The organism is Streptomyces sp. NPDC002577, from assembly GCF_053594815.1.
Map to the genome: position 1 here is coordinate 59,488 of NZ_JBSFWK010000010.1, position 16,842 is coordinate 76,329.

Annotated in this window: 14 protein-coding genes; 6 read left to right on the top strand and 8 right to left on the bottom strand. The window is 71.3% G+C overall.

All coding sequences use genetic code 11. From position 1 onward, the window contains the following. Positions 1-29 precede the first annotated feature (29 nt). From ACWD4J_RS16345 to ACWD4J_RS16365, 5 genes are all read left to right on the top strand, one after another. Positions 30-1,991, top strand: coding sequence for an ABC transporter ATP-binding protein (locus ACWD4J_RS16345; protein ID WP_451396036.1), 1,962 nt, complete (start codon positions 30-32; stop codon positions 1,989-1,991). After that, positions 1,988-3,811 carry an ATP-binding cassette domain-containing protein gene (locus tag ACWD4J_RS16350; protein ID WP_451396037.1) on the top strand — a complete coding sequence of 608 codons (1,824 nt, stop codon included), beginning with the start codon at positions 1,988-1,990 and terminating at the stop codon, positions 3,809-3,811. Before ACWD4J_RS16345 ends, ACWD4J_RS16350 begins: the two co-directional genes overlap by 4 nt. Before the next feature lie 303 nt (positions 3,812-4,114). After that, positions 4,115-5,197, top strand: a complete 1,083-nt coding sequence (locus tag ACWD4J_RS16355) for a type III polyketide synthase (protein ID WP_451396038.1) — start codon at positions 4,115-4,117, stop codon at positions 5,195-5,197. A 24-nt stretch (positions 5,198-5,221) separates the two neighbouring features. After that, positions 5,222-5,680: a nuclear transport factor 2 family protein gene (locus tag ACWD4J_RS16360; RefSeq protein WP_451396039.1), complete on the top strand. Its 459-nt coding sequence runs from the start codon at positions 5,222-5,224 to the stop codon at positions 5,678-5,680. Positions 5,681-5,813: 133 nt separating this feature from the next. Continuing rightward, on the top strand, positions 5,814-8,171 hold the full coding sequence (locus ACWD4J_RS16365; protein ID WP_451396040.1) for an MMPL family transporter: 2,358 nt from the start codon (positions 5,814-5,816) through the stop codon (positions 8,169-8,171). 78 nt (positions 8,172-8,249) lie between these two features. Here ACWD4J_RS16365 and ACWD4J_RS16370 read toward each other — a convergent pair whose 3' ends face one another. The 8 genes from ACWD4J_RS16370 to ACWD4J_RS16405 all read right to left on the bottom strand — a co-directional run bounded on the left by ACWD4J_RS16370 (position 8,250) and on the right by ACWD4J_RS16405 (position 15,158). Further along, a complete protein-coding gene (locus ACWD4J_RS16370; RefSeq protein ID WP_451396041.1) occupies positions 8,250-8,768 on the bottom strand; it encodes a VOC family protein in 519 nt (172 codons plus the stop codon). A gap of 239 nt (positions 8,769-9,007) precedes the next feature. Further along, positions 9,008-9,700: an ABC transporter ATP-binding protein gene (locus tag ACWD4J_RS16375; RefSeq protein WP_451396042.1), complete on the bottom strand. Its 693-nt coding sequence runs from the start codon at positions 9,698-9,700 to the stop codon at positions 9,008-9,010. Beyond that, positions 9,700-10,590: an ABC transporter permease gene (locus tag ACWD4J_RS16380; RefSeq protein ID WP_451396043.1), complete on the bottom strand. Its 891-nt coding sequence runs from the start codon at positions 10,588-10,590 to the stop codon at positions 9,700-9,702. Before ACWD4J_RS16380 ends, ACWD4J_RS16375 begins: the two co-directional genes overlap by 1 nt. Continuing rightward, on the bottom strand, positions 10,583-11,569 hold the full coding sequence (locus ACWD4J_RS16385) for a TauD/TfdA dioxygenase family protein (protein WP_451396044.1): 987 nt from the start codon (positions 11,567-11,569) through the stop codon (positions 10,583-10,585). Before ACWD4J_RS16385 ends, ACWD4J_RS16380 begins: the two co-directional genes overlap by 8 nt. A gap of 5 nt (positions 11,570-11,574) precedes the next feature. After that, positions 11,575-12,606 (bottom strand): ABC transporter substrate-binding protein, encoded by a 1,032-nt coding sequence (locus ACWD4J_RS16390; protein WP_451396045.1) that lies wholly within the window; start codon positions 12,604-12,606, stop codon positions 11,575-11,577. Continuing rightward, positions 12,603-13,544 (bottom strand): TauD/TfdA dioxygenase family protein, encoded by a 942-nt coding sequence (locus ACWD4J_RS16395; RefSeq protein ID WP_451396046.1) that lies wholly within the window; start codon positions 13,542-13,544, stop codon positions 12,603-12,605. The genes ACWD4J_RS16390 and ACWD4J_RS16395 overlap by 4 nt, the downstream gene beginning before the upstream one ends. A gap of 171 nt (positions 13,545-13,715) precedes the next feature. After that, on the bottom strand, positions 13,716-13,838 hold the full coding sequence (locus ACWD4J_RS16400) for a hypothetical protein (RefSeq protein ID WP_451396047.1): 123 nt from the start codon (positions 13,836-13,838) through the stop codon (positions 13,716-13,718). An 87-nt stretch (positions 13,839-13,925) separates the two neighbouring features. Next, positions 13,926-15,158 (bottom strand): ROK family protein, encoded by a 1,233-nt coding sequence (locus ACWD4J_RS16405; protein ID WP_451396048.1) that lies wholly within the window; start codon positions 15,156-15,158, stop codon positions 13,926-13,928. Positions 15,159-15,507: 349 nt separating this feature from the next. Between ACWD4J_RS16405 and ACWD4J_RS16410 the strand changes: the two genes are divergently transcribed. Next, positions 15,508-16,773 (top strand): CynX/NimT family MFS transporter, encoded by a 1,266-nt coding sequence (locus ACWD4J_RS16410; RefSeq protein ID WP_451396049.1) that lies wholly within the window; start codon positions 15,508-15,510, stop codon positions 16,771-16,773. The last annotated feature ends 69 nt before the right edge of the window (positions 16,774-16,842 follow it).

The following is a 16,842-nucleotide window of genomic DNA, read 5'->3' on the forward strand; positions in this document are numbered from 1 at the left end:
CTCGCCAACTCGTCCTGGAGCCGCCGCAGATGCCGACAGCGCCGCCCGTCCCTGATCCCCGTCTCACCCTCGGCGCCCTCCACCCCCGCGAGCTACGGGCCTTGCTGGCGGAGCGACTGCGTCTGCTCGCTCTGCTGCGTCACGCCGGGAGCGGTGCACTGTCCGGCCTGGCGGGCCTCACCCTCGGCTCCGCTCTCGCGATGCCCGCGCTCGCCCTGCTCACCGCCGGCATTGTGGACCGGGCGGCGGAGGGCGCCGAGGTGGTGGCGCTGCTGCCGTACCTGGCCGCGCTCGGTCTCGCCCTCCTGGTCCAGCAGTTGGTCTGGTCGCTCACCGAACTCGTGAAGGTGGCGGTCTCCCGCCCGATCGACGGCGCCCTGCGCTCCCGCCTGCGCGCCCTCGCCCTCACTCCCCGCACCATCGGCCACCTCGAGGAGGGGGCCTTCCAGGACGACGCCCAGCGCGCCAGCGAGATCGGTGAGGGCTGGTGGGTGCGGTCCGCGGGCACCGCCGCCTTCAGCGCCGTCGTCGTTCTCGCACGTCTGATCGGCGCGGTGGCCTCCGCCGCCGTCCTCGCCGCGCACTTCCCCCTCCTCGCCGTACTGCTCCTGGCCGCCACGCTGCTCAACCGCTCCGCGCAGCGCCGCCAGTGGACCCACCTCGTCGCCGTCGGCGACCAACTGGCCGGGGGCCAGCGCCGGATCGACTACTACGACGAGCTGGCGGCCGGTCTCGGCGCCGCCAAGGAGATCCGCCTCTTCGGCCTCGCCGACTGGCTGATCGGCCGACGCGCCGACGCCCACTGGGAGCTGCGCTCGCCGTACTGGGCGCTGCGCCGCAGCATCCTGCGCCGGCAAGGCCTGACCACAGCCCTGTCCGTCGCCTGCGGCGCCGCGGCCTTCCTCGTCCCCGGCCTCGCCGCGACCCGAGGCGACCTCGGCGCGGGCGCCCTCGCTGGCTGTCTCACAGCCGCCTTCGGGATCTTCAGCGTCACCCAGACCGGCATGGAGACCTTCGACATCGAGTACGGAAAGGGGGCGCTCGCGGCCGTCGAGCGCCTGGAGCGGCGATTCGGGGCCGACGACGGCTCCGGCGGTCGGCAGGGCGGCGGTGAGGCGATCACCCCCGCCGGCCGGCCCGCCCCTGCCGCGCCGCCGAACACCGGCAAGGCCCCCGAAGTACGGCTGGAAAACGTTTCATTCACCTACGCCTCGGGCGTGCGTCCCGTCCTCGACGGCCTCGACCTCGTCATCCGGCCCGGGGAGGTACTCGCCGTGGTCGGCGTCAACGGTGCCGGCAAGACCACCCTCACCAAGCTCATCGCAGGCTTGTACCGGCCCACCGCCGGGCGGGTCACCGCCGACGGGCAGGACGTCGTAGAGCTGGACGTCGAGGCCTGGCGGCGCCGCCTCGGCACGGTCTACCAGGACTTCGTCCGCTACCCGGCCACCGCCCGGGACAACATCGCACTCGGCGCGCCGGAGACCGTCGACCACCCCGAACTGGACTCCCTGATACGCGAGTCGGCCGGCCCGACCGGCGTCGTGGATCTTCTCGACTCCCTGCCCGAGGGCCCCGGCACCCTCCTATGGCGCACCGGCAAGGACGGCCGTGACCTGTCGGGAGGCCAGTGGCAGAAGATCGCCGTCGCCCGCACCCTGCACGCCACCGCCCACGGCCGTGATCTCGTCATCCTCGACGAGCCCACCGCCAACATGGACGTCAAGGCGGAACTGGAGTTCTTCCGCACAGTCGTCGCGGGATGCCGCGAGCGGGGCGTGTCCGTGGTGCTCATCTCGCACCGCCTGTCCACCATCCGCGACGCCGACCGCATCGTCGTCCTCGACGGCGGCCGCATCACGGAGTCCGGCAACCACGAGCAACTCCTCGCCGCGGACGGTGCGTACGCACGTCTGTGGCGCCTGCAGGCCGCCCGCTTCGAGGAAGCCGCTGCCGCTACCACCGACCAGACCCCGGAGACCGCCGCATGAGAGGCCTCGCCGACCGCCTCAGCCGCCTCGTCCACCGCTACGAGAACCTGCGTCTGGCCCGCCACATGCTGGCGCTGTCCTTCCGCGCCGCCCCGCTCGTGGCCGTGGTCAACATCGTGCTCATCCTGCTGCTCGCCGGCGGCACCGCGCTCACGGCCCTCGCGCAGCGGCAACTCGTCGACGCGGCGGGCCGCCACGCCATGACCGCCGTCCTCGTCGCCGCGCTGCTCGGCGTCCTCGCGCACGCCGGGTCCTTCGCACTCAGCCATGTGCAGGGCGAGGTCCGCCAGGACCTCACCGTGCGCGTGGCCCGCGAGCTCGACCACGAAGTGCTCGGCCTCACCGCCCGTATCTCCACTGTCGAGCACCTGGAGCGGCCGGAGTTCCTCGACCGGCTCACCGCGCTGCGCCGCGGCACACAGGCCTTGGCAGCCTCGGTGTGGCGGGCCGCGCTCGGTGCCGCCTCGCTGCTCAGCCTCGTCCTCAGCGTGGTGCTCCTGGCCGGAATCCACCCCGCTCTCGTGCTGCTCGTGCCCTGTGCCCTGCCCACCGTCGTCCTGGCGGGCCGTGGCCGCGCCTACTACCGCTCCGTCCTGGACGACTGCACCCAACACGACCGCCTCGAACGGGAATTGCATGCCCTGTGCCTGAAGCCCGAGCCCGCCAAGGAAGTGCGCATCGCCGGCTCGGGCCCCGTCCTCGACCGGCGTGCCCGCGTCCTGTGGGACGGCACCAGCCGCCGCCTGGTCCGCGCCCGCGCGCGAGCCGTGGCGTATGAGGCGGCGGGCTGGCTGGTGTTCGTCGCCGCCGTCATCGCCGCCCTCGCGTACGCCCTTCATCTGCACGCCCGGGACCGGGTCTCGCTCGGCGACCTCGTCCTGCTGCTGTCCCTCGCGATCGCCCTCAGCAACCAGATCGCCAACGTGCTGTTCAACCTGGGCAGCGTCGCCGACGCCGGCCACGTCACCCGCCACTACCTCTGGCTGCACACCTATGCCCGGACGGCCGCCGCCCGCACCGACGGCCACCCCGCGCCCGAACGGCTGGAACAGGGCATCCGACTGCGCGGCCTCACCTTCGCCTACCCCGGGGCCGAAGACACCCCGATCCTGAAGGACGTCGACCTCGATCTGCCCGCCGGCTCCACCCTCGGCCTCGTGGGCATCAACGGCGCCGGAAAGTCCACCCTCGTCAAGCTGCTCACCGGGATGTACGAGCCGACGGCGGGGGAGATCCGCGTCGACGGCACACCCCTGAGCTCCCTCGCACCGGCCTCCTGGCCGGCCCGCTGCTCCGGCACCCTGCAGGACTTCGCCAAGCTGGAGTTCCTCGCGCGTGAGAGCGTCGGCGTCGGCTACCTGCCGCGGATCGACGACCGCGAGGCGGTGGCCGGGGCCGTCGAGCGCGCAGGCGCGCGCCCCCTCGTCGACGGCCTCCCCCACGGCCTCGACTCCCAGCTCGGCACCGTCTTCGAGGGCGCCGACCTGTCCCACGGCCAGTGGCAGAAGCTCGCCCTCGCCCGCGGCCTGCTCCGGACCTCCCCGCTTCTGCTCGTGCTCGACGAGCCCACCTCCGCCCTCGACCCGGCGGCCGAACACGAGCTGTTCGAGCAGTTCATCGCCCATGCCCGCGAAGCCGCCCGGGAGCGCGGTGCGATCACCGTCCTGGTCTCACACCGCTTCTCGACCGTCCACATGACCGACCACATCGCGGTCATCGACGAAGGCCGCGTCATCGAGCACGGCACACACGCCGAACTCCTCGCCGCGGGTGGCGCCTACGCCGAGCTCTACAGCGCCCAGGCCCGCGCGTACGCGTGAGCCCCCCGGCCCCGGATGAACCGGCTCGGTATCTGATGGTGCGTACGTCCTGCGGTTGATGGCGGAGGCGCTCCCATCGGCGCGCGGAGAGGGCTGCTTCCTCCCGGTCGCACAACCCCTGACCTGCACCGATCACACGCCGGAGTCAGCCCCCCGGACTCCGGCGCACGTCCGGTTCCTGCGCATGCCGATCGACCCTGCGCGCTCTGCACCACCGTCGGACGGTAGCCATACGCTTACAACTGACCACAGAGAGTGGCGGAGACCAGCTGGTGTATCGCACCGGTCCGTCATCCTCTCTCAGTGAACAGGGGGATGCGTATGCAGGCGTACGGCTCATCGGTCATCACCGGTTTCGGTGTGGCCCTACCGGCGGTCGCCTACCGCCAGGAAGAGCTCGTCGACCATCTGCGGGGCAGTGACTCGAACCTTCGGGTCGCGGAGCGGATCGCCGCGAACTCCGGCATCTCGCGCCGCCACCTGGCGGTGAGCCCGCAGCTCGAGGATGTAGCGCACTGGTCCACGGCAGCGCGCATGCGCCGCTACCTGGAGGAGGCACTGCCGCTGGGCAAGGACGCCGTAGCCTCGGCCCTGGACCGCACCGGCATAGACGCGGCCGACGTGGGACTGCTGTGCGTGGTGTCCTCGACGGGCTACGCGGCGCCCGGCCTGGACACCCATGTGGCCCGGGACGTGGGCATCTCACCCGGCGTGGAGCGGCTTCTCGTGGGGCACATGGGGTGCTTCGCGGCGCTGCCGGCCCTGGCCGCCTGCTCCAACTACGTACGCAGCCACCAGCGGCCCGCCGTGCTGGTGAACGCGGAACTGTCGTCACTGCACCTGCAGCCTCCGCCATGGGAGGGGGACCAGCTCGTGGTACACGCGCTGTTCGGCGACGCGGTCACGGCCACCGTCATCCAGCCGGGCCCGGCGGCAGCGCGCGGCCGCGGCCTGCAGGTCGTGGACATCGTCGCCCATACGGACACCGAGCACGAGGACTACATGCTGTGGAATGTGGGCGACCACGGGTTCCAGATGAGCCTGTCGCCTCAGGTGCCCGAAGTCCTCGAACGCCTGGTGCCGGACGCGGTGAGCGCTCTCCTGGCGCGGCACTCGCTCGGCCTCGCCGACGTGAACTGGTGGGCGGTGCACCCTGGCGGGCGGCGCATCATCGACGCCGTCGAGAGCAGCCTCGGCCTCACCCCCGACGACGTCGCTGCTTCCCGGTACGTGCTGCGCCGGCACGGCAACTGCGCCTCCGCCAGCCTGCCCCTGGTGATGGAGGAACTGCAGCGCCGCACACCGCTGGCCGCCGGCCAGTACGGCCTGGCCATGGCTTTCGGACCGGGCCTGACCTTCTACGCCGCATTGCTCCTTGGCGTCTGACCCTCCACGAAAGGCCTCACGACGATGCCCCCCGACACGGACGTGCAGCTGCTGATCGACCGCATGGCCATCAGCGACCTGCTGTTCTCCTTCGCCCGATGCCTCGACGAGAAGGACTTCACCGGCTACGCGGCCCTGTTCGCCGAGAAGGGGACCTTGGAACTCCCCGGAGCCGTACACCACGGACGCGCGGGCCTGGCCGCATTCGTGGCCGACGACCTCGGCCGCTACCACCGCACGCACCACATCAGCACGAACCACCAGATCACCGTCCGCGATGAAGAGGCATCCTCCTGCTCGTACCTCCACGCCGTCCACCTGCCCGATCAGGCCGATCCCACCCACTGGTGGGCGGTCGGAGGCTGGTACGACAACGCCTACATCCGAGAGGACGGGCAGTGGCGCATCAGCAGCGTCCAGGTGACTCCGGTGTGGCTGGGCGGCACCGCCTTTCCCGCCCCGATACCGAACGAGTCGGCCTGATTTCCGGCCCGTTCCCGGCCGCGTGAACCCGTAGGCAAGGACAGGCAGACACCACGGGGGCACCGCCGCTCGACGCGGTGGCGCCCCCGCACACGCCGTGGCGGAATCCGAGTGAGGAGCCCAGAGAGCCGTCATGTCCGACCCCATCACCGCCCCCCTGACCGACCTCCCGACCGCCGAACCTCCCCCCGGCCAACGGGCCCGCCGCTCCCGGCTTGCCGCCTTCGCCCGGGTTCTGGTCCGCCATCGCATCCCCGTGCTGCTGGCCGCGCTCGTCGTGGCGGTGCTCGCCGTCCCCTTCGCCGACGGCGTCGCCGACCGGCTGTCCAGCGGCGGCTTCACCGACCCGGCAGCCCAGTCCGCCAAGGCCGAGGAGTTCCTCGCCGACCGCTTCGGGGCCGGTGTCCCCAACCTGGTGCTCGTCGCCAGCGCCCCCGGGTCGGTCGACGAGCCGGCAGCGGCGGCCGCCGGCCGGGACCTCACCCGGCAGGTGGCCCGGATGCCCGGAGTGCTGTCGGCCGGGTCGTACTGGACGACACCGGACGCCACGCCGCTGAGAGCCCGCGACGGACGCTCGGCGCTGGTACTCGTCAGGCTGGGCGGCGGCGAGGACGAGATACGGAAGACCGCCCAGCGCCTCGTCCCGCGGTTCACGGGCCGTCAGGGGACCCTGACGGTCTCGGCCACCGGGCCCGCACAGGTGGCCGTCGAGGTCCAGCAGCACAGCGAGGAGGACCTCGTCCAAGCCGAGGCCTTCGCCGCCCCCCTCGTACTGCTCATCCTGCTGCTCGTGTTCGGCAGCGCGGTGGCCGCGGCCCTGCCCCTGCTCGTCGGACTGCTGGCCGTCCTCGGCACCTTCCTCGTCCTGCGAGTGCTGTCCACCCTGACCTCGGTGTCCGTCTTCGCCACCAACATCACCACCGCGCTCGGGCTCGGACTGGCCATCGACTACAGCCTGTTCATCGTCACCCGCTACCGTGAGGAAGTCGCCCGTGGCAGCGGCACCACCGAGGCGGTCGCCGAGAGTGTCCGGACCGCCGGGCGTACCGTGCTGTTCTCGGCGCTGACGGTCGCGCTGTCGCTCACTGCCCTGCTGGTCTTCCCGCTGTACTTCCTGCGTTCCTTCGCCTACGCCGGTGTGGCGGTGGTCGCGCTGGCGGCACTGTCCGCCCTCGTGGTGCTGCCCGCCGCTCTCGCTGTGCTCGGCCCGCGCATCGATGCCCTCGACATCCGGCCGCTGCTGCGGCGGCTGCTCCCACGGAGGGCAGGGCGTGATCGGCACACGGGCCCACATCCCAGGAGTGAGGAGAGCGGGTTCTGGCACCGCCTCGCCACCCAGGTCATGCGGCGTCCGGTCCTGTCCGCCGTCGGCGCGGTCGCCGTGCTCGTCACGCTCGGCCTGCCCTTCGGCCGGGCGTCGTTCGGCCTGGCCGACGACCGGGTGCTGCCCGCGGACGCGGCGGCGCACCGCACGGCACAACTGCTCCGGGAGGAGTTCGGCAGCCGCGAAACCGGGGCGCTGTCCGTCGTACTGCGGTCCGTCGACGCCACCGAGCCCGCACAACGGATCGACTCCTACGCCGCCCGCCTGTCGGCCCTGCCCGACGTCACCCGCGTCGACGCCTCCACCGGCACCTATCAGCACGGACAGCGAGTCGCAGCCGCCGGACCGGCCTCCACCCGGTACGCCGCCCGCGGTGCCGCCTGGCTGTCGGTGGTGCCGTCCGTCGAGCCGTACTCCTCCGCTGGAATGAGGCTGGTGCAGCGGGTGCGGACGGCCGAAGGGGTCCCGGGGAAGGTGCTGGTCGGCGGGGAGGCCGCGCAGCTCGCCGACACCCGCGACGCCCTCGCCTCACGGATTCCCGAGGCATCGCTGATCATCGGCGGGACGATCCTCCTGCTGCTCCTGCTGTTCACCGGCAGCCTGCTGATCCCGGTCAAGGCGATCCTGCTCAACCTGCTGAGCCTGACGGCGACCTTCGGCGCCATGGTGTACGTCTTCCAGGAGGGACATCTGCAGGCGCTCGTAGGCGACTTCACAGTGACCGGCATGGTGGACATCACCATCCCCGTGCTGATGTTCTGCGTCGCCTTCGGCCTGTCCATGGACTACGAAGTCTTTCTGCTCTCCCGGATCAAGGAGGTCTATGCCGAGACCGGGGACAACACCCGCGCCGTCGCCATGGGGCTGGAGCGCACCGGACGCCTGGTCAGCGCGGCGGCCGCACTCGTCGCCGCCGTCATGATCGCCCTGGCCACTTCCGGGATCACCGTCCTGAAGCTGCTGGGCGTGGGCCTCGCGCTCGCCGTCCTCATGGACGCCACTCTGGTACGCGGCATCCTCGTTCCGGCCGTGATGCGGCTCGCGGGCCGGGCCAACTGGTGGGCGCCCGCCCCGCTGCACCGTCTGCACGCCCGGCTGGAGCCGCCACCAGCAGATTCGGTGCGGGCGGAGCCGAACTCGCGACGTGACGCGGGAGGCTCGCCCTGAGCTGTTCCGCGTGCCGACGCCGTGAGAGGCGCTCTCCGGGGCGCCCCTCACGGCGTCACGCCGGCTGTGGACCGGTCGTCACAGCACCTCGTTGCCGTACATCTCGCCGAGCGGATCGGCGATGAGTTCGATGCGGGCGCCATCGGGGTCCCGGAAGTACACCGACACCTCGCTGTGCACCGCATGGTCGACGCCGGCCTTGGCGAGCTTGCCGACCAGGTGGCGCCAGCGTTCCGGCTCCACGGAGATCGCCACGTGGTGCAGGCCGCCCAGCACCTCGGCGTACGGGCCCACGTCGAGTCCGGGGAAGTCGAAGAAGGCGAGCAGGTTGCCGTTGCCGATGTCGAAGAAGAAGTGCGAGGAGCCGGGGTAGTCGCGGTTCTCGATCAGCTCCGTCAGCGGAAACTCCAGCACGTCCTGGTAGAAACGGATCGTCCGCTCGACGTCGCTGCTGATCAGCGCGGTGTGGTGCAGCCCCCGGGCGGACGAGGCGGGCCGTTGACCGCTCGGCCGCAGGTGCTGGTCTCGCATGCGCTGCCGCTCTGCCTCGAGGGCCGACCGGCGGTCCGGCTCTGCATCCCTGTGCGTCTCGGTCATCGTTCTCCCTGGTGGAGGTGGGGTGTACTGCCGGCTGCTGCCGTAGTGGCCCGGTTCGGGCCGCGGCGGTGGCGGGCGTTTCCCCTACAGGATCCCGGCCCCTGCCGTGACAGTCACCTTGTGGACGCGACCGCCGGGCAGCACACCCTCGACGGCCAGGAGCTGCGGGCTGACGATTCCGCCATCGACGGCGAGGCGCTGAGGCCGACGACTGCACCCTTGCCCACGCTCCCCGGACATCAGCTGCCGTCCGCCACTCCCAGCTCGGCAAGCAGATCCGCGCGCAGCTCCGCGAACGCGGGGTCCGTACGCTGCCGGGCGCCCTCGAGGCGCACCTCGCGGGCCAGTCCGATGCGGCCGTCCGTGAGGACCAGCACGCGGTCGGCGAGGAGTATCGCCTCGTCGACGTCATGGGTGACCAGGAGAACGGCAGGCCGGTGCTTCGCGCACAGCTCTCGCAGAAGAGCGTGCATACGGATACGGGTCAGCGCGTCCAGGGCTCCGAACGGCTCGTCGAGGAGAAGGAGTTCCGGCTCGCGGACGAGCGCGCGAGCCAGTGCGGCGCGCTGTGCCTCGCCTCCGGAGAGGGTCGCGGGCCAGGCACGTTCGTGCTCGGCCAGGCCGACCTCGGCGAGGGCGGCGCGGCCGCGCTCCCGGGCGCCCTGGCGGGGGAGGCCGATCACGACGTTGTCGAGGACCCGTTTCCAGGGCTGGAGCCGTGGGTCCTGGAAGACCACGGAACGGCGCCGCGGCACCAGCAGCCGGCCGCCGATCTCCGGGTCGAGCCCCGCCATGGCGCGCAGCAGCGTGGACTTGCCGGAGCCGCTGCGGCCGAGCAGGGCCACGAACTCGCCCTCGCGGATGGTGAGATCGATCCCGGCCAGCACCTCGCGGCCGTCGAAGGAGCGGCGTACCCCTTGTGCGACGGTCATCACCGACCTCCCTCGAAGCCGCGCCGCCAGACCAGCAGGCGCCGCTCAAGCAGTCGCACGATGCCGTCGGCGGCCAGCCCGAGCGCCCCGTAGATCAGCAGGCCGAGCACGATGATGTCGGTGCGGTACCAGCTCTGGGCCTGGTTCATCAGATAGCCGATGCCGTCGGTGGCGTTGAGCTGCTCAGCGATGATCATCACCAGCCAGGCGCCGGTGAGGGCGAAGCGCAGTCCCACGAGGAACCCCGGAACGGCGCCGGGCAGGATCACATGGCGTACGAGACCGAGCCGGCCGAGGCCGAAGACCCGGCCCGCCTCGACGAGCCGGCTCTCGACGCCGCGGATGGCCGAGTACGTGTTCACGTATACCGGGAACAGTGTCGCGAAGGAGACCAGCGCGATCTTCGGTGCCTCGCCCACTCCGAACCAGATGATGACCAGCGGCAGCAGGCCGAGTACGGGCAGCGCGCGCAGCACCTGCAGCGTCGAGTCGAGGAATTCGTCGCCGAGCCGGAAGAGCCCGGCGACGACGGCCAGCGCGACACCGGCCGAGACGCCGATCGCGAGCCCCGAGGTGACCCGGGCGAGGGATGCGAGCAGGTGGTCGCCGAGTTCGCCGGTACGGGTCAGCTCCCAGCCGGCGGAGAGTACGGCGCTGGGCGGGGCCAGCACGCGGTCGCTGAGGATGCCGAGGGTGCCCAGTAGCTGCCAGACGACGAGGACGGACACGGGCCCCGCCAGGCGGCGAACCGGGCGGGGGAGGGGGACCAGGGTGCGGCGCGGCTTGCTCAGCGCGGCCGCGTCGACCAGACCCGACGGATGCGTCTGCGGCGCCGCGCCGCCCTCTGCGGAGGACGGCGCGACAACCTCGGTCGTCAGTGCCTCAGGCATTGACGACCACGCGATGGTCGGCGGTGAACGGCTTGCCGGAGACCAGCTCGGACTCCCGTCCGTCCGGGCCGACCGGGAGCTCACCGATCAGCGTGACCCGGTGCAGCCGCCGCTCGACGTTCAGGTGCTCGATGTCGCGCGGGGCGAGGTGGGCGGTGGCCCGGTTGTCCCAGAAGGCGACGCTGCCCGGCTCCCAGCGGAAGCGGACGGTGTACTCGGGGCGCGTGATCTCCTCGTAGAGCAGATTGAGGATGGCGCGGCTCTCGCTCGGGGTCACGTCCACGATGTGGCTGGTGAAGCCGGGATTGACGAAGAGCGCGCGCTCCCCGGTCTCGGGGTGGACGCGGACCACCGGGTGAACGGAGACCAGCAGGTTGTCGTTGACGCGCCGGGCGTAGGCGCTGTCGCCGGTCGGCCTTTCGGAGCCGCCGTAGCGGTGCTCGGCGCGCAGCGTGTCGACGAAGGCGCGCACCGGGGCGGACAGGCCCTCGTAGGCGGCGACCAGGTTGGTCCACTGGGTGTCGCCGCCGAACTCGGGAACCGTCTCGGCGCGCAGGATCGATCCGGCGGGCGGGTTGACGGCCGCGGTGACATCGGTGTGCCAGCCGGAGAAGTAGCTGTAGCGGCGCTTCTTAGTGGCCTCGCGAAACTCCTTGCCGTAGCGCTCCTCGTAGCGACGCGGGTCGATGGTGAAGATCTCCGGGTGGTCCTCAGGCGGGGTGTCGTCGTGCGGGTGGGCATAGGTCAGCTCGCCGAACTGCCGGGCGAAGGCGATCTGCGAGGCGTGGTCGAGGTTCTGGCCGCGGAAGAAGACGACCTTCCAGCGGTGCAGCGCCTCCTTGATGACGGCCAGGTCGCCGTCGGAGAGAGGCTTGGAGAGGTCGACGCCGGAGATGTCGGCGCCGGTGTGGCCGGAGGCAGGGCGTGCGGTCGCGGTGGATGCCGATGTCGTCGGGTTCGACGAGATGGTCGAGGTCATGGTGGTCAGCCCTTCTCTGCTGCGGCGACGGCCGCGTTGAAGTCCTTGGTGACGGACGGGTCGAACTGCTTTGACAGGTCGACCTTCTGCGGAATCTGGCCGTTCTCCGTGAAGAGGTCGGCCTGCTTCTGCTGGGACGCGATGACGGTGTCGTCGATGGGGACGTAGGCGGTCTTGCCCGTGGCCTGGAAGACCTGCTTGCCCAGGGCGGCCGTCTGCTTGCGGATCTTGACGTAGTAGGCGTCGACCCAGGCGTCCGGATGGGAGCGGATCCAGGCGTTGGCCTTCACCAGACGTGCGGTGAAGTCCAGCAGTGCCTTGCGCTTGGCCGGGTCGGCGAGCGCCTTTTCGGTGGCCAGCCGGAATGCGTAACCGGGCGTCACGGAACGGCCGTTGATGACCTGAAGCGCGTCGGGGTGCTCCTGCAGGTACTTGGCGCGGGTCTCCTCGCTGGCCGTCGCGGCGTCGACCGTCCCGGACTCCAGGACGTTGCCGATGTTCTGCAGCGGCACGTCGACGACGGTGACGTCCTTCTGCTTCAGCCCCGCCTTGTCCAAGACGCGCAGCAGGAAGCCGTGATTCGCGGTGTTCTTGGAGATCGCGATCTTCTTGCCCTTGAGGTCCGCGATCGTCTTGATACCGGTGCCCGCCCGCGCGACCAGCGTGTAGCCGGGCCCGACGGTCTTCGACACCGCGATGACCTTCACCGGAATCCCGCTCGCCTGCGCGAACACCGCCGGAGTGTCACCCATGACGCCGAAGTCGATCGCCCCTGCCTGGAGCCCCTGGTTGACCAGCGGCCCGCTGTCGAACTGGTTGAACTGCACCTTGTACGGCAGGTTCTTGAGCTGCCCCGACACCTTGAGGGTGGTCAGCAGACTCTGCCCCTGGTCGCCGATCCGCAGTGTCACCTTTCCCTCGCTGCCGCCGCCGTCCGACGACGTGGCCGCGGAGGACTCCCCACCGCAGGCCGTCGCGACCGGCAGCAACAGCCCGAGCAGCAGCGGAGCGACCAGCGCTCTGATACGCCTTTTCATGACCGCCTCCCGTCACCGGGCTGGGCGAGGGCGGTGTTGTACGTCGTGTCGTCACCGGTGACGGCCCTGCTGTGGGCGCCGTCGACGGACACCGGGGCATCACCCGCGAGCGTGATGCGCTGCACGCGGCGGGGGAGCGTGCCGTAGTCGGCGACCGCGTAGTGCTGCGTGGCGCGGTTGTCCCAGAAGGCGACGTCGCCCGGGGCCCAGCGCCACCGTACGGTGTTCTCCAGCTCGGTCACGTACGACTGGAACAGGCGTAGCAGCTCGCGCGAGTCCTCCGCGGACCAGCCGACGAACCGGCGCGCGAAACCGCCCAGCACCAGGACCCGTTCACCGCTCTCCGGGTGCACCCGCACCACCGGGTGCTCGGTCTCGTACTCGACCGAGGTGAAGACGGCACGGTGGCGCTTGGCCGCCTCGGTGTCGTCCGCCGGCTTGTAGGCCGCGTAGTCGTACTGGTTGGAGTGCACCACCCACAGCTGGTCGGCGAGCGCGCGCAGCTCCTCCGGCAGATTCGCATACGAGGTGGCCGTGTTGGCCCACACGGTGTCGCCGCCGTAGGGCGGGATCGTCACCGCGCGCAGGATGGATCCCAGCGGCGGGCGCTGTACGAACGTGACGTCCGTGTGCCAGTTGTTGGCCCGGGATGTGGTCTTGCCGTAGTCCAGGTCGAGAACGGCCGGGGCACCCTCCAAGGCGGGAACGGTCGGGTGGGCGGTGGTGGGGGTGCCGAAGCGGCGGGCGAAGCGCTCGTGGCTCGCCTCGTCGAGGTCCTGGCCGCGGAAGAAGACGACCTTGTGCTCCAGCAGGGCGGCACGGATCGCCGCGACGGTGTCGTCCGACAGGTCGGAGGCGAGATCGGCGCCGCGTATCTCGGCGCCGATGTTCCCGGCGACCTTGACGACGTCGAGGACGGTCTGGGCGGGTGCGGACATGGCAGGGCAGCTCCAATGCGGGCATGCGGGGATGCGCTGACTCGGGAAGGCGTACGAAGGGGTACGAATACGTGCGGAATGCGCACTAAGACGTACAGAGAGGCGACCCTCTACCGGGCCGGACAAGAAATCAGGAACCATGAGACGGGCAACGCGCGGGCGGCACTCGGCTCAGCGCGCGCGGCTGCCGGCGGGGCGACGACAGCCCAGACCGGCGAAGTGGTGGGCGCGGAAGGCGTTGACCGCCTCCCGCCCGGCGGCGTCACGCGCCGCGGCCCTCCACGTCGTATCCATAAGGCGATTCTCTGCGCTGCCTGACGGGCCGACAATGATTTGCGACGCCGTGGAAGAAATGGAATCGGTGCGCCGCACCTTCCCGTACTACGCGGAACGCGCCGTGCGCAGCTCCATCGGCCGCCGGTACACCGCGTCGAGCACGACCGATCCGGCCGCGACCGCCAGCACGTGCGGCCCGAAACTACTTGGCACGACGGCCTGTTCGGGATCGACGCACAGGTGCGAGTGTGCGGCAACCTCCTCGTACAGGTCCGGCAGGAGTTCGGGGAAGGTCAGCGCCGTGCGCTCGACGACCACGAGTACCTCCGGATTGAGGACGTCGAGCAGCAGCGCTGCCGCACGCCCGACGGTCCGCAGCCTCTCGCGCAGCACCCGCAGTGCTGCGTGGTCGCCTTGGCGGGCCCGGTCGATGAGCAGAGGGAAGTCCGGTGCTGGGATGGTCCCCGCCTCGAAGGCGCGCTTCGCCACGGCACCTTCCGACACGGCGGTCTGAAGGCAGCCGGTACGGCCGCACCCACATACCTGGCCGATCTCGCCCAGCGGCAGATGGGCCACATCGCCCGCCCCCGACCGGCGCCCGCGCAGCACGCTGCCGCCCGCCGCGATCGCCGCGTCCACCACGTTGCCGACGAACAGCTGCACAAGGTCGGAATGCCCCGCCCCGGCGCCGAAGAGCAATTCCGCGTGCGCCAGCGCCCGCGCGTGCCCGTCCACATGCACCGGCAGCCGGGTCGCGGTGCTCAGCACGCGCCGAACCGGCACATCCCGCCAGCCGAGCGGAACATGCTCGATCACCGTGCCCTGCTCGGCGTCGACCCAGCCACCGGTCACGACGCCGAGGCCGAGCACCGAACGCCCCGCCGCGTGCCGGCCGAGGAAGCCCGGCAGGCGCCTGCCGATCTCTTCCAGCACCCGCCGCGGACCGCCCTGATGCGGCAGCCGCTGCTGCGCCGTGACCCTGCCACGCAGATCCACCACAGCGAAGGTCACGTGCTCAAGAGCGATGTGGACTCCGCAGGCGACGTGGTGGCCGGGGTCGATGTCCACCGGCACCTGCGGTCGCCCGGCACGCGGCGAGCCGAGGCGCGGCGGCAGTTCGCGCAGCAGCCCGAGCCCGATCAGCTCGGCCGTGTGCCGCGACACAGCGGCCGGGCTGAGCCCGGTTCCGGCCACGAGTTCGGTGCGGGCCATGGGCCCGTCGCGCAGCAGCGCCCGCAGTACGGCGCCCGGGCCGCCGCCCTCGACGGACAGCGGTTCGGGCCGCGCGGGCAGTGCGACCAGCAGCGGCGGCCGGGCATGATCGGATACGGCGGTCATGGGCTCCTCGCTCAACGACAGGACGGCGTAAGGCCGCCGAGTGAGGCGGCTCAGCGGCGGCGGGAGCCCGTACAGCCTGGGAGCGGGAGCGGAGAGAGCATGCGCCGATGCTCGCAAGCCAGCCCCCGGCGGTCAACGGCGTTCCGTTACGGGCGTACAGCAGTCCTGTGAAGCCGGTGGGCCGTCATGAGCACGCGGCGTGATGCCGAGTTCGGGGTCTTCGGGACACTTCGGAGCGTCCCCCGGCTCCCGGACGGTGTTGAGGGCCACCCCGAGCTGCCGAACCAGCTCCGGTTCGCGAACAGTCAGGTGGGGCGCGGGACTCGGCGTAGCGTCATACGCTCCGTGGATGGCCGACGACGAAGCGGTAGCCCCGCGCCACACACCAGCGCACCAGGACGTACCACGGCCCGTCGTCTGGGTGCGTCGCCTTGCGCCCCTCGCACTGATGCTGGCCGCTGTGAACCTTCGGCCCGCGGTCACCAGCGTCGGCCCGGTGCTCGAGGAGGCCCGAGCCGGTCTGGGCATGAGCGCCACCACCGCGGGGCTGCTCACCTCCATGCCGGCGGTGTGCTTCGCGCTGGTCGGCTTCACCGCACCACGCCTCGCCCGCCGCTTCGGGTCCGACACCGTCCTTGTGACCGGCATGGCGGCGATCGCGGCCGGCCTGGTCCTGCGGCCCCTCTCGACGAACAGCGCCCTGTTCGTCGTACTGAGTGCTCTCGCCCTTGCCGGTATCGCGGTGGCCAACGTCCTGCTGCCCGTCGTGGTCAAGCAGCGCTTCCCGCATCGGGTCGGCGTGATGACCGGCTTCTACTCCATGGCCCTCAACCTCGGTGCCTCCACGGCCGCCGCCGTCACCGTTCCGCTGGCCCGGGCCTTCGGCGGCGACTGGCGGGTCGGCCTGGGCGCCTGGGCGCTGCTCGCCGCGGCCGCCGTACCGCCCTGGCTCGTCCTGGCCCGTGAAAAGGCTGGTCGTGAGCGGGCCGGCACAGCCAACTGGACCCCTGAGACGGAACCTTCCGTACCGGGCTCCGCCATCCGCCCGCACCTCGCTCGCAGCCCGACCGCCTGGGCACTCGCCGTCTACTTCGGCCTGCAGGCCACCGCCGCATACGTCGTCATCGGCTGGCTGCCGCAGATCTTCCGCGATGCCGGACTGCCCGCCGAAACCGCCGGCCTGCTGTTCGCCGTCACTTCGGTGCTCGGCATACCCCTGTCCTTCGCGCTGGCCGCCGTCGCCGGACGCCTCCGCGACCAGAGCGGCGTCGCCGTCACGATCGGGCTGTTCGGCCTCGCCGGATACGCCGGACTGTGGGCCGACCCGGCGGCGGCACCATGGCTGTGGGCCTGCCTGCTCGGTGTCGCCAACTGTTCCTTCCCGCTGGCGCTCACGATGATCGGAATGCGTGGCCGCGACAGCGCGACCGTGGTCCGGCTGTCAGCGTTCGCGCAGAGCACCGGATACCTGCTGTCGATCCCCGGCCCCGTCCTGGTCGGCGCTCTCTACGAGCACAGCGGCGGGTGGCGAGTACCGCTGGTCCTCATGGCCCTGCTGATGGTGCCTCAGCTGGCGGCCGGTCTCGTGGCGGGCCGCGACCGTCAGATCGGCTGACAGTTCTCTGCCTCTGTCCATGATGCGGTCAGCGGTTTGACCGGTAATGGCGGTTCAACTACGTTGCGG

Excerpts from the sequence above, each read along its gene's own strand:
- ACWD4J_RS16345 (WP_451396036.1), top strand. The coding sequence starts at position 30 with ATGCCGACAGCGCCGCCCGTCCCTGATCCCCGTCTCACCCTCGGCGCC.
- ACWD4J_RS16350 (WP_451396037.1), top strand. The coding sequence starts at position 1,988 with ATGAGAGGCCTCGCCGACCGCCTCAGCCGCCTCGTCCACCGCTACGAG.
- ACWD4J_RS16360 (WP_451396039.1), top strand. The coding sequence starts at position 5,222 with ATGCCCCCCGACACGGACGTGCAGCTGCTGATCGACCGCATGGCCATC.
- ACWD4J_RS16365 (WP_451396040.1), top strand. The coding sequence starts at position 5,814 with ATGTCCGACCCCATCACCGCCCCCCTGACCGACCTCCCGACCGCCGAA.
- ACWD4J_RS16370 (WP_451396041.1), bottom strand. The coding sequence starts at position 8,768 with ATGACCGAGACGCACAGGGATGCAGAGCCGGACCGCCGGTCGGCCCTC.
- ACWD4J_RS16375 (WP_451396042.1), bottom strand. The coding sequence starts at position 9,700 with ATGACCGTCGCACAAGGGGTACGCCGCTCCTTCGACGGCCGCGAGGTG.
- ACWD4J_RS16380 (WP_451396043.1), bottom strand. The coding sequence starts at position 10,590 with ATGCCTGAGGCACTGACGACCGAGGTTGTCGCGCCGTCCTCCGCAGAG.
- ACWD4J_RS16385 (WP_451396044.1), bottom strand. The coding sequence starts at position 11,569 with ATGACCTCGACCATCTCGTCGAACCCGACGACATCGGCATCCACCGCG.
- ACWD4J_RS16390 (WP_451396045.1), bottom strand. The coding sequence starts at position 12,606 with ATGAAAAGGCGTATCAGAGCGCTGGTCGCTCCGCTGCTGCTCGGGCTG.
- ACWD4J_RS16395 (WP_451396046.1), bottom strand. The coding sequence starts at position 13,544 with ATGTCCGCACCCGCCCAGACCGTCCTCGACGTCGTCAAGGTCGCCGGG.
- ACWD4J_RS16400 (WP_451396047.1), bottom strand. The coding sequence starts at position 13,838 with ATGGATACGACGTGGAGGGCCGCGGCGCGTGACGCCGCCGGGCGGGAG.
- ACWD4J_RS16405 (WP_451396048.1), bottom strand. The coding sequence starts at position 15,158 with ATGACCGCCGTATCCGATCATGCCCGGCCGCCGCTGCTGGTCGCACTG.
- ACWD4J_RS16410 (WP_451396049.1), top strand. The coding sequence starts at position 15,508 with ATGGCCGACGACGAAGCGGTAGCCCCGCGCCACACACCAGCGCACCAG.